This is a genomic window from Roseateles sp. GW821-FHT09B06 (assembly GCF_059418245.1).
This window is the reverse complement of sequence record NZ_JBWKPM010000010.1, coordinates 1-11,957: the sequence shown is the minus strand read 5'-3', so window position 1 is coordinate 11,957 and position 11,957 is coordinate 1. Positions and strand designations below refer to the sequence as shown.

Annotated in this window: 10 protein-coding genes; 4 read left to right on the top strand and 6 right to left on the bottom strand. The window is 71.5% G+C overall.

Annotated features, from left to right (window positions below; translation table 11 throughout):
- The 4 genes from AC07OQ_RS10890 to AC07OQ_RS10875 form a co-directional block, all read right to left on the bottom strand.
- On the bottom strand, window positions 1–981 hold the full coding sequence (locus AC07OQ_RS10890; RefSeq protein ID WP_495053145.1) for an AEC family transporter: 981 nt from the start codon (window positions 979–981) through the stop codon (window positions 1–3).
- A gap of 76 nt (window positions 982–1,057) precedes the next feature.
- Complete coding sequence (locus AC07OQ_RS10885) at window positions 1,058–2,908, bottom strand: ATP-binding protein (protein WP_495053144.1); 1,851 nt, start codon at window positions 2,906–2,908, stop codon at window positions 1,058–1,060.
- Window positions 2,909–3,056: 148 nt separating this feature from the next.
- On the bottom strand, window positions 3,057–4,028 hold the full coding sequence (locus AC07OQ_RS10880) for a flavin-nucleotide-binding protein (RefSeq protein WP_495053143.1): 972 nt from the start codon (window positions 4,026–4,028) through the stop codon (window positions 3,057–3,059).
- Window positions 4,028–4,648: a glutathione S-transferase family protein gene (locus tag AC07OQ_RS10875; protein WP_495053142.1), complete on the bottom strand. Its 621-nt coding sequence runs from the start codon at window positions 4,646–4,648 to the stop codon at window positions 4,028–4,030. The genes AC07OQ_RS10880 and AC07OQ_RS10875 overlap by 1 nt, the downstream gene beginning before the upstream one ends.
- 108 nt (window positions 4,649–4,756) lie before the next feature.
- Between AC07OQ_RS10875 and AC07OQ_RS10870 the strand changes: the two genes are divergently transcribed.
- Window positions 4,757–5,662 (top strand): LysR substrate-binding domain-containing protein, encoded by a 906-nt coding sequence (locus AC07OQ_RS10870; RefSeq protein ID WP_495053141.1) that lies wholly within the window; start codon window positions 4,757–4,759, stop codon window positions 5,660–5,662.
- On the opposite strand, the gene AC07OQ_RS10865 is transcribed toward AC07OQ_RS10870, so the two are convergent.
- Both AC07OQ_RS10865 and AC07OQ_RS10860 read right to left on the bottom strand, forming a co-directional pair.
- Entirely contained in the window at window positions 5,659–7,032 is a 1,374-nt protein-coding gene (locus tag AC07OQ_RS10865; protein ID WP_495053140.1) for an amidohydrolase family protein, read from the bottom strand. The two genes, AC07OQ_RS10870 and AC07OQ_RS10865, sit on opposite strands and share 4 nt — an antisense overlap.
- A gap of 11 nt (window positions 7,033–7,043) precedes the next feature.
- Window positions 7,044–9,764 carry a DNA topoisomerase III gene (locus AC07OQ_RS10860; protein WP_495053139.1) on the bottom strand — a complete coding sequence of 907 codons (2,721 nt, stop codon included), beginning with the start codon at window positions 9,762–9,764 and terminating at the stop codon, window positions 7,044–7,046.
- A 111-nt stretch (window positions 9,765–9,875) separates the two neighbouring features.
- Here AC07OQ_RS10860 and AC07OQ_RS10855 point away from each other — a divergent pair, with 111 nt between their 5' ends.
- Genes AC07OQ_RS10855 through AC07OQ_RS10845 form a run of 3 tightly spaced genes read left to right on the top strand, consistent with a single transcriptional unit; the run spans window position 9,876 to window position 11,936 of the window.
- Window positions 9,876–10,352 carry an SET domain-containing protein gene (locus AC07OQ_RS10855; RefSeq protein WP_495053138.1) on the top strand — a complete coding sequence of 159 codons (477 nt, stop codon included), beginning with the start codon at window positions 9,876–9,878 and terminating at the stop codon, window positions 10,350–10,352.
- A 5-nt stretch (window positions 10,353–10,357) separates the two neighbouring features.
- A complete protein-coding gene (locus tag AC07OQ_RS10850) occupies window positions 10,358–11,236 on the top strand; it encodes a biotin--[acetyl-CoA-carboxylase] ligase (RefSeq protein WP_495053137.1) in 879 nt (292 codons plus the stop codon).
- Window positions 11,237–11,240: 4 nt separating this feature from the next.
- A complete protein-coding gene (locus AC07OQ_RS10845; RefSeq protein WP_495053136.1) occupies window positions 11,241–11,936 on the top strand; it encodes a hypothetical protein in 696 nt (231 codons plus the stop codon).
- Window positions 11,937–11,957: the final 21 nt, after the last annotated feature.

The following is an 11,957-nucleotide window of genomic DNA, read 5'->3' as shown; positions in this document are numbered from 1 at the left end:
TCAGCGGATCATCGAAACCAGGGCCAGCCACAGCGGTGCGCTCAGCACGAAGGCCAGCGTGGAGATCACGGTGGCGGCGGTCACCTCGGCCTCGCGGGTCTGGTAGCGCTGCGCGAAGATCAGCGCATTCGAGCCCACCGGCAGCGCCGCCATCATCACGATCACCGCCAGCGGCTGGCCCGCCAGGCCGAAGCCCCAATGGGCGGCGACCAGCACCAGGGCCGGCAGCGCGAACAGCTTCAGCAGGGCCAGCTTGACGGCCCCGCGCCATTGCTTGGGCCAGCCGTAATAGGCCAGCGACATGCCGATCAGGGTCAGGCACAAGGGCACGACGGCCGTGCCCAGCAGCTGCAGCACCTCGTCCAGCACCGCCGGCAGCGTGAGACCCAGGGCATTGAAGGCCAGGCCCGCCACCACCGGCAGCACCACCGGATGGATCACCGTGTTGCGCACCGTGGTCAGCAGGGTCTGGCCGAGGCCGATGCCGGCCTGGGCGCGCGCCAGGTCATGCTCGACCAGCAGGGTCAGCACGGTCAGGATGACCAGCGCATGCAGGCTCACCACGGTGATGTGCACCGCCAGGCCCGACTCGCCGAACACGCCGGCCGCCAGCGGCACGCCGACCTGCAGGGTGTTGCCGAAGACGGCGGTGATGGCCTGCACGCAGGGCAGCGCCGGCTGGGCTCGGCCCGCGCCGCGCCAGCGCTGCACGCCGTAGATCAGCAGCAGCATGCCCAGCAGCGGCGCGAAGAAGGCGCTCACGGTCAGCCAGGGCATGGCCGCGAAATCCACCCGCGCCGTGGTGCGGAACAGCAGGGCCGGCACGAACAGATAGAAGGCCGCGCCGGACAGCACGCGCGCCGGGTCGCCGCCCTGCCCGCCCGCGTCGTGGCCACCCAGCCAGCGCATATGGCCGACGAACCAGCCGATCGCCACCGTGATGAAGATCGCCAGCAGCTTGTAGAAAACCAACCAGGACATGGGGCCGGAGTATCGCCCCCGCCGGGCCGCCGGACGATCCGTGGTCGCGCGTATCGCCCGGACGCGCGACCGGTGCTCAGGACTGCAGCGGCATCTCCAGCTCGAAGCTGAACACGCTGCCGCGCCCCGGGGTGCTCCGCACCTCGATCTGGCTGCCCATCAGCCACATCAGCTGCTGGCTGATCGACAGGCCCAGGCCCGTGCCGCCGTCGCGCCGGCTGTTGTCCGAGACCTGCTCGAAGGGCTGGAACAGGCGTTCCAGCTGCTCGGGTCCGATGCCGATGCCGCTGTCGGCCAGCTCCATGCGCATGCGCAGGGTACTGGGCGTGCGCGCAAGCTGGCGGGCGCTCAGCGAGACCCAGCCCTGGTCGGTGAACTTGACCGCGTTGGACAGCAGGTTCAGCACCACCTGGCGCAGGCGCTGGCCGTCGATGCGCACGCGCGCCGGCAGCTCCGGGTCGATCTGGACATGGAACTGCAGCCGTTTCTCCTCGGCGCGCAGGCGCACCGAGTCGCAGGCCACCTCCAGCAGCGCGCGCAGGTCCACCGCGCTGGGCATCAGCCTGACCTTGCCGGCCTCGATGCTGGCCATGTCCAGCAGATCGGTGATCAGGCTCAGCAGATGGTCGCCCGAATCGCGGATCAGGTTGATCTTGCCGGCCTGGGCGCCGGACAGGCTGCCGTCCATCTGCAGCAGCTGGGCGAAGCCGAGGATGGCGTTCAGCGGCGTGCGGAACTCGTGGCTCATGGTGGCCAGGAAGCGGCTCTTGCTCTGGTTGGCGCCCTCGGCGCGCAGCTTGGCCTGGCTCAGCTCCAGCGTGCGCTCGGCCACCAGTTCCTCCAGATGGTCGCGGTGCCGGGTCAGCTCCTGCTCGGCCAGGCGACGCTGCGTGATGTCGCTGACCATGCCCTCGATGCGCACGCCGCCCTCGGCCGCGACGATGTGCACGCTCAGCTCGACCCAGAGTTCGCGCCCGTCCAGCGTGCCCACCAGCATCGGCACCTGCTGCAGCACGCGGTGGCGCGCCAGCGCCAGCGCGATGCGCCGGTACTCGGCCGGCTCCACGCGCACCAGCCGGCGCAGGCTGCGCCGCCCGGCCAGCGCGAGCGCGGGGCGCGCAAAGCCCAGCATCTGGGCCAGGGCCTTGTTGAGGCCCAGCAGGCGGCCGCGCCCGTCGGCCTGGAAGATGCCCTCGGTGGCGTTCTCGAACAGGCTGCGGTAGCGCGCCTCCGACAGGCGCAGGCCCTCGGAGGACTGGCGCAGCTGCAGGCTCATGCTGTTGAGCTGGCGGGTCAGCGCGCCGATCTCGTCGTCGCGCTCCACCGGCAGGGTCGAGCCCAGCTCGCCGCCGGCCACGCGCTGGGCCAGGCCGCCGAGCACCGCCACCGGCCGCGCCACCAGGCGATGCACCAGCCAGTAGCTGGCGACGATGCTGGCCGCCAGCACGGCCGCCAGCAGGCTGGCCACCAGCAGCCGGGTCTGGTTCAGGCTGGCCAGCACCTGCTCGCGGCTGAACACCAGCCGGGCCTGGCCCACCGCGCCGGGCTGGGCCTCGGGTGCCGCCTGGTGCTTGATGGTGACGCGCAGCTCCAGCGGCTGCAGTGCCGGCGCCTCGCGCCGGCGCCGGATCGATTCGGCGTCGACGCCCAGGGCGCCGATCTCCACCTCGTGGATCTCCGGGTCGGCCATCACGGCGTCCAGCAGATTGGCGATGGCCGAGGTGTCGAGATTCCAGATCGGCCCGGCGAAGCCGCGCGCCACCAGCTCGGCGCTGCGCTCCGCGCGTGCCTGCAGCGCGGCGGTCAGGGCACGCTCCTCGCGCGCCGTCCAGTACCAGCCGATCAGCATCACCAGGGCGCTGGTCGCCAGCGCGATGCCGGCAATCAGGCGCGTCTGGATGCTCATTGTCTTCGGCAACAAGGCCATGCCGTCCCCTCCGGCCCCGTGCGACGCGCACCGGGCTCCCTGGGATCGAAGTGTCGCCCAAAAAGAACTCGGCTCATGGCGCCCCCGGCGCGGGAACCGGAGCTTTTACCGCGCACGCCCCGCAGATCCGGCGCTGCCGGCCGCGGTCTCACGGACGGCGCATCAGCTCGAACTGCGCCGCCGGCTCGGGCGCACTCCAGCGCCAGGGCAGCACGGCCGGCCGCCACCAGCCGCCCTGCAGGTTCAGCCGCAGCAGGCGCAGGGCGCCGGGCCAGGCCGACAGGTCGGCACCGGCCTCGCCCGGCCACAGCAGCTCGGCCCGCGCCGCCAGCTGCAGCAGGCCGCCGCCCTGGTAATCGACGAACAGCAGGCCGGCCTGCGGGTGCAGCTGCAGATTGCCCAGGGTGTTGAAGAACTGGTTGCCGGGATAGTCGGGCAGCTGCAGCTGCAGCCCCTGCTCATGCTCGATGGCGCGCACAAAACCCGGCTCGCCGCCGCGGTGCGAAACGTCCACGCCCTGCCAACGCGCGCGCCCGTCCGCGCGCGGCGCCGCGGCGCTGGCGATGAAGAGGCTGTCGCTGCGCGCGATCAGGGCGCGGGCCGCGGCGTCCAGCCCGGACCCCAGGGCCTGGGCGGACGGGCGGGGCTGCGGCCGTGCCAGCGGCTCGGGCCGGCGCGCCTGGATGTACTTGGGGCAGTTGCCGAAGCTCTGCTGCACGTCGAGCGCCAGGCCCTCGGCGTCCCAGCCGCGCAGGCGCCCGTTCATGCGGTTGCGCCGGCGCGTGTGCGGCTCCAGGCCCAGCACGCCGACCGCCGCGCCGGGCGCCAGCCCTTGCAGCACCGGGTCCTCGGCGTCGCGCTCGATCCGCAGCCGCATCGAGCGCGCATCGGGGGTGCGCACAAAGCCCGGCGCGCCGGCCACCATCGTGGCCCAGGGCCGGCCCTCGGCGTCCAGCGCGCCCAGCAGCAGGGTGGGCAGCTTCTCGAACAGCTCGCGATGCTGCTCGGGCATATGGTCGCGGATCACCAGCGGGCCGACCTCGGCCATGCGCTCGCGCACGCCCACGCGCGCCTGCAGCGCCTGCTCGCCGGCATGGAAGGCGTCGTGGTCGGCATCCATCACAGATGGTCCCGGAAGGGAATGAAGCCCGGCAGCGCCTCGACCCGGGCCAGCCAGGCCCGCAGGCGCGGGTAGGGATCCAGGGCCAGGCCGCCCAGCCCCGCCTGCGAGCTATAGCTGTAGAGCGAGATGTCGGCCAGGCTGGGCGCGGCCCCGGCCAGCAGCCAGTCGCGCCCATCCGCCAGCTCGGCCTCCATGAAGCCGAACAGGGCACGGCCCTGGACCAGGCTGCGCTCCTCGACCGGCCGGCCGACCAGAGCCGCGAAGCGCGCACTGGCGGGGCCGCTGGCCAGCCAGCCGGCCGCCAGGCTGAACCAGCGCTGCAGCCCCGCCGCGGCCACCGGCCCCGGCGGCAGCCAGGCGCTCTCGGGCGCGTAGCGCTGGACCAGGTAGACCAGGATGGCATTGCTGTCGCTGAGCACCAACTGGCCGTCCGCCAGCACCGGCACCTGGCCCAGCGGGTTCAGCGCCAGGAACTCGGGGCGGCGCTGCGCGCCGGCGAGCAGGTCGACATCCATGGTCTCGTAGGCCAGGCCCAGCAGGGCCAGCATCAGCTCGACACGGTGGCAATGGCCGGAGGCGGCCATGCGGTAGAGGCGCAGGACGGGGGAGGTGCTCATCGTTTGGACTCCAGACAAGGGAAGAAGTAACTGGTCCAGACCTCATCTATTGCCAACACCGTTTTGAATACCGATAGTCAGGCTTTCAGAATTACGCCAATCGAAACAATGGACCATCTGCACAGCCTGCGTGCCTTTGTCGCCGTCGCCGATGCGGCCGGTTTTGCCGCGGCGGCGCGGCGCTTGGCCTGCTCGCCGCCGGCCGTGACCCGGGCGATCGCAGCGTTGGAGGACCGGCTGGGCGTGGTGCTGTTGCAGCGCAGCACCCGCTCGGTGCGGCTGACCGAGACCGGTGAGCGCTTCCTGCTGGACTGCCGCCGCATCCTGGCCGAACTGGACGAGGCCGAGCGCGCCGCGGCCGGCGTGCAGGGCGAGGCCCGGGGCCTGCTGGCGATCACCGCGCCGCAGATGTTCGGCCGCCTGCATGTGGCGCCGCTGATCGCGGATTTCCTGCGCGCCCAGCCGCGGGTGCAGATGCGCAGCCTGTTCGTCGACCGCTTGGTACATCTGCTGGACGAGGGCATGGACGTCGCGGTGCGCATCGCCCACCTGCCCGACTCCGGCCTGACCGCGCTGCCGGTCGGCAGCCTGCGGCGCCTGGTGGTGGCCTCGCCCGACTACCTGGCCCGCGAGGGCCGGCCGCGGACCCCGCAGGACCTGGCCCGGCATCAGGCGATCGGCTTCTCCTTCGACGCGCTGACGCCCAAGCCCTGGCGCTTTCGCGACGGCCAGGTGATCCAGCCGCGCACCGCCTGGGTCAGCAACAACAACGAGGTCAGCATCGCCGCGGCCGAGGCCGGCCAGGGCCTGACGCGCTGCCTGGCCTACCAGGCCGCCGCGGGCCTGCGCGCCGGGCGGCTGCGGGTGCTGCTGGAGGAATTCGAGCTGCCGCCGGTGCCGGTGCACATCGTCTACCCGGCCGGGCGGCGCGCGCCGGCCAAGGTGCGCAGCTTCATCGAGTTTGCGGCCCAGCGGCTGCGCGCCGAGCCGGTGCTGCAGGGCGGCGGGTTCTAGGGCGCCACCGCGCGATAGCGCTCGGCCACGCCGCGCCGCAGCGCCGCCAGCGCGGCCGCATCGAACCAGCGCCCGCCGGCCATCACGCCGAGCGGGCGGGCCAGGGTCGAGAGATCGTCCAGCGGGCTGGCCTCGCTGAGGATCAGGTCGGCGCGGGCGCCCGGCAGCAGCTGGCCCGAGGGCGGCTCGCCGAGCTGCCGGCTCAGGAACAGGCCCGGCTCGCGCGTCGCGCTGGCCAGGGCCTGCCAGCGGCTCAGCCCGGCGCGCTCCAGCAGCTGCAGATTGCGGTGCAGGGACAGGCCCGGGAACAGGCCGGCGATCGTCGGGCTGTCGGTGCCGGCCAGCAGCGGCACGCCGGCATCCGCCAGTGCCCTGGCCAGCCGGCCCAGGAAGGCCAGCCGCGCCTGCAGCCGGGCGTTCTTCGCGACATAGGGGCTGGCGCGCCAGGCCAGGCGGTCGGCCGGCGCCAGGGTCTCGGCGGCCGGATCGGCCAGCAGCGCCGCCAGCCGCTCGGGCCGGCCGATCTGGGCCGCGATCGCCTCGTAGGTGACCAGGTCCGCCACCACCGCGACGCCCGGGTGGGCGCGCAGCAGGGCCACCGCGGCCGGGATGCGCGCATCGTCCGGCGGCGTGTCGGTCTGGGCCTCGCCCTGCGCGGCGAAGAAGGTGTAGAAGAACTCCTCCAGATGGGCCACCAGCACCTGGCCGGCCTCAAGCTGGCGCGCCAGCCCGACCCGGCTCACGCCATGGCCCAGCAGCGGCAGGCCGCGCCGCCGACAGACCTGGGCCAGCGCCGCGAGCACCTCGGGCGCCAGGCCGTTGTAGGCCTTGATGAAGCGGTAGCCGTTGAGCTGAGCCAGCTCGACCAGGGCCTCAGCCTGGGCCGGCGTGTGCAGCTGGAAATGGCCATGGTCGGGCACGCCGTCGACGGTGAAGGCGGCATGGACGCGCGGCCCCGGCAGCCGGCCCTCGTTGAGCGCCGGCAGGGTGCGCTGCATGAAGCGGCTGCGCGCGCCGCCCATGTTCAGCGCGGTGCCGACGCCATGGCTGAGGTAGACCACCATGTCCTCGGCGCTGTCGGAGTGCATGTGCATGTCCGCCAGCGCGGGCGACAGGCACAGCCGGCCCTGCCCCTCGATGCGCTGCGCGCCCTCCGGCACCGCCAGGCCGGGGCCGATCGCCTCGATCCGGCCCGCACGCACCAGCAGGGTCTGGCCCTCCAGCAGGTGCGGCCGCGGCTCGTCCATCGGCAGCAGCCGCACATCGACGAAGGCGCTCACGCCCGCCGCGGCCGGCTGCGCCGGCTGGGCCCGCAGCGGCAGCGCCGCCCCGGCCAGCAAAGCCAGGCAGGCGCGGCGCGGCAGGCTCATGCGCGGAGCGCTCAGGCCTTCTTGGCCGCCTTGCGCACCACCACCTTCTTCGCGGCCGCCTTCTTGGCCGGCGCCTTGGCCGCGGGTTCGGCCTTGTCTGCGGCCTTCTCTGCGGTCTTGGCCGCGCTCTTGGCCGCCGGCTTCGCGCCGGGCTTGGCCGGGCGCGGCTCGAACTCGAACATCACCTTGCCTTCCTTCCTGTCGTAGGCCAGGAAGGCCTTGAACTTGCGGCGGGTCTTGTTCGAGACGAAGTTCTCCAGCAGATCGGTCTTGCCGCCGGCCAGCAGCTTGGTCATCTGCGCCGGCTCGATCGGCTGCTGCAGGATGATCTTGCCGCTCTTGAAGTCGCAGCTCACATGGGCGCCGACCGCATGCTCGCAGACATAGTTGCTGCCGTACTCGAACACATGGCCCCGGCATTTGGGGCAGGTGCCCAGCGAGCTCTGCCCGCCGAAATCCACCGGCTCGCCGTTTGACTCGGCCGTCCGAGCGTCCTCGCCGAAGTCGAACTCGAGCTTCCAGTTGTCGATCTCGGCGTCGAACACCAGGGCCAGCTCGGCCGTGAAGGGCCAGCCGGCCTTGGAGCGGAAGCCTTCCAGCGGGCCGATCTTCCGGGTCGCCAGGAACTGCTCGACCTCGTGCAGCTCGAAACTGCGGCCGCCCGGGATCTTGCCGATCGAGAAGCCGCAGGCGTCGGCGCCCTCGCCGGACTTGCCGGTGCAGGTGAAGCGGCGGTAGTTCTCCTTGACCACGCCGCCGCACTTCGGGCAGGGCGCCTTCAAGGTCGCATAGTCGCCGGGGATGGTGTCGCGGTCGTACTCCTTGGCCTTCTGCACCACGCGCTCGGTCATCGCGGCGATCTCGGCCATGAAGGCCTCGCGCTGCAGCCGGCCCTTCTCCATTTCGGCCAGCTGGAATTCCCAGTTGCCGGTGAGCTCGGGCTTGGTCAGCTCGTCCACGCCCAGCCCGCGCAGCAGGGTCATCAGCTGGAAGGCCTTGGCGGTCGGGATCAGCTCGCGGCCCTCGCGCAGCATGTATTTCTCGGTGATCAGGCCTTCGATGGTGGCGGCGCGCGTGGCCGGCGTGCCCAGGCCCTTCTCGGCCATGGCCTCGCGCAGCTCGTCGTCCTCGACCAGCTTGCCCGCGCCTTCCATCGCCGACAGCAGCGTCGCTTCGGTGTAGCGCGCCGGCGGCTTGGTCTGCAGCGCCTTGACGTCGACGCTCTCGGTGCGCACCACTTCGCCCGGGGCCACGGCCACCAGGCTGGCACCGCCCCCTTCGCCGCTGTTTTCACCATTCGGGTCCTGGGCCTCCTTGCCATAGACCGCCTGCCAGCCCGGCTTGACCAGCACCTTGCCATTGGTCTGGAAGCTGTAGTCCTTGCCGGCGGCCTTCACCGTCGTGATGCGGGTCGTGATCTGGAACTCGGCCGGCGGGAAGAACACCGCCAGGAAGCGCTTGACCACCATGTCGTAGAGCTTGGCCTCGGCATCGGTCAGGCTGCGCGGCGCCTGCAGGGTCGGGATGATCGCGAAGTGATCCGAGACCTTGGCGTTGTCGAACACCTTCTTGGTGGGCTTGATATAGCCCTGCTTCAAGGCGGTGGCGGCATGGCCGGCCAGCGCCATCAGCGGCACCGGCAGTTCCTCGCTGGCCAGCATCTCGGCGGTCTGCTTGGCCACGGCCAGGTAGTCCTCGGGCAGGTAGCGCGAGTCGGTCCGCGGGTAGGTCAGGACCTTGTGCTTTTCATAAAGGGCCTGGGCCAGACTCAGCGTGGTCTTGGCCGAGAAGCCGAAGCGCGAGTTGGCCTCGCGCTGCAGCGTCGTCAGGTCGTAGAGGCCGGGGCTGGCCTGGGTGCTGGGCTTGCTCTCCTCGGTCACCGTGGCGGGCTGGCCTTGGGCCGCGGCGGCGATCGCCTGGGCCTCGGCCAGGGTCCAGAGGCGGTCGGCGCGCTTCTCGGCATCCTCGGCATCCTTCTTCCAGGCCGGGTCGAACCACTTGCCCTCGTACTGGCCGGCCACGGCGTCGAAGCTGCCGCGCACCTCCCAGTAGTCGCGGTAGATATGCTTGCGGATCTTCTCCTCGCGCTCGACGACGATCGACAAGGTCGGCGTCTGCACCCGGCCGACCGTGGTCAGGAAGAAACCGCCGTCGCGCGAGTTGAAGGCGGTCATCGCGCGGGTGCCGTTGATGCCCACCAGCCAGTCGGCCTCGGAACGGCAGCGCGCGGCGTCGGCCAGCGGCAGCATCTGCTTGTCCGTGCGCAGCTTGTCGAAGCCGTCGCGGATCGCCTGCGGCGTCATCGACTGCAGCCACAGGCGCTGCACCGGCTTGCTGACCTGGGCCTTGGCCGTGCCGGCGTACTGCACGATCAGGCGGAAGATCAGCTCCCCCTCGCGGCCCGCGTCGCAGGCGTTGATCAGGCTGGTGACGTCCTTGCGCTTGATCAGCTTCACGAGGGCGTTCAGGCGGCCCTTGCTCTTGTCGATCGGGTTCAGGTCGAAATGCGGCGGGATCACCGGCAGATGGGTGAAGCTCCACTTGCCGCGCTTGACGTCGAATTCCTCCGGCGCCTTGATCTCGACCAGATGGCCCACGGCGGAGCTGACCACGTACTCGTCGTTCTCGAAATACTCGTCGTGCTTGTCGAATTTGCCCGACTGGGGCGTCAGCGCCCGCACGATGTCCTGCGCTACGGACGGCTTCTCGGCAATGATCAGGGACTTGCTCATGGTTCTTTCTTTGCAGGCTGCGCAGCATAGCTGCTCGGCCTGCCTACAATCCGGCCTCGCGCGCACGCCTACGCGCGCGCACCCATGAATTCAATGTACCGAACTCGGACGATGACGCAAGCCGCCTCCAAGCCCTCCTCCGGCCGCCGCATCCAGGTCAAGCGCTCCGGCGTGCACGGCCGCGGCGTCTATGCCGCCCAGCATGTCGACGCGGGCCAGACCCTGATCGAGTACACCGGCGAGCGCATCAGCTGGGACGAGGCGCTGCGCCGCCACCCGCACGACCCCCAGCAGCCCAACCACACCTTCTATTTCCACATCGACGGTGGCCGGGTGATCGACGCGCTGTATGGCGGCAACAGCTCGCGCTGGATCAACCATTCCTGCGAGCCGAACTGCGAGGCCGAGGAGACCGAGGACGGCCGCGTCTTCATCAAGGCCCTGCGCGATCTGCTGCCCGGCGAGGAGTTGTTCTACGACTACGGCCTGGTGATCGACGAGCGCTACAGCCCCAAGCTGAAAAAACAGTTCGCCTGTTATTGCGGCAGCGCCGACTGTCGTGGCACCATGCTTGCGCCCAAACGCTGACGCTCATGGCCGAACACCAACACTGGGGCATCGAAGCCCTCTGGCAAGACCTGGAACCGCTGCTGCCCGGCATGAGCATCGAGGTGCTGGCCCGCGTGGAATCGACCAACACCGCCCTGCTGGAGCGGGTGCGCAACGAGGGCCGCCAGCGCGCCGCCTTCGAGCCCAGCCCCTATGGCCGGCGCGCCCATGATCTGCAGCCCTGCCTGCTGGTGGCCGAGCACCAGACCCATGGCCGCGGCCGCATGGGCCGCAGCTGGTTCGCCACGCCCGGCGCCTCGCTGACCTTCTCGCTGAGCCTGCCGATGGCCCCGGGCGACTGGGCCGGCCTGTCCCTGGTGGTGGGCTGCGCGCTGGCCGATGCGCTGGACCCGCCCGGCGCCGCGGCACCGCGCCTGCAGCTGAAATGGCCCAACGACATCTGGCTGGAAGGCCGCAAGCTCGGCGGCGTGCTGATCGAGACCGTGCCGGCCGGCGAGCAGCGCATGGTGGTGGTCGGCGTCGGGATCAATGTCCTGGCCTCGCCCCAGACGAACCAGGCCGGCCAGGCCGGCGAGGTGCCGTACTACAACACCGGTTTTGCCAGCCTGTCCGAGCTCGACCCGACGCTCGATGCGCCGGCCGTGCTGGCGCGCGTCGCGCGACCGCTGATCCAGGCCCTGCTGGACTTCCCGCAGGACGGCTTCGCGGCCTGGGCCGCGGCCTATGCAAGGCGCGATTTCCTGCTGGGCCGCAACGTCACGGCCGGCACCCTGGAGGGCGTGGTGCAGGGCGTCAATGCCCAGGGCGAGCTGCTGCTGCAGACCGCCACCGGCCCGCAGACGGTGGCCGGTGGCGAGGTCAGCGTGCGACTGGCCGCCGGCGCCGCGGACGAGGCGCGCTGAAGCGATGCTGCGCGCCCTGGTCCTGACCCTGCTGATCGTCAACACTTTGTTCTTCGGCTGGTCGCAGGGCTGGCTGGACGGCGTCCTCGGGCTGCGCGCCGGCGGCGACCGCGAACCCGAGCGCGTGGCGCTGCAGTCACACCCCGAACGCCTGACCCTGCTGACGCCGCAGGCCGCCACCGCAATGCAGACCCGCAGCTGCCTGGAGCTCGGGCCCCTGGTGGGCGACGAGGCCCTGCGCGGCGCCCAGGCCGCGCTGGAGCGCCTGGGCCTCACCCCGGCGGACTGGGTCCGGCAGAGCAGCGAGCAGCCCGGCATCTGGGCCGTGGCCACCATCAAGCTGGGCACGGCCGAGTTCCGCGCCCGCAAGGAAGAAACCTACAAGCGTCTGAACCTGGCCTTCGAGCCCCTGCAGGTCCTGCCCGAGGAGCAGCCCAGCCTGGTGCTGAGCCGCCATGCCAGCGAGAAGGATGCCGAGGCCGCGCTGGCCGGCTACGAACAGCGCGCGCTCAAGGGCCTGCGGGTGCTGGCCCTGCAGGCCGCCACGCAGTCGCACCTGCTGCGGCTGCCGCGCGCCGACGGTTCGCTGCAGGCCCAGCTGAGGTCCGGCAAGCTGGCCGGCGTGGGCGTGCAGGGCTGCAGCGCTGCCCTGCCGGCCGGCGACGCGACCTCAGCCGCGGCCAGCGCCGCCGCGCGCTGAACGCGCAGCGCGCCGCAGCGC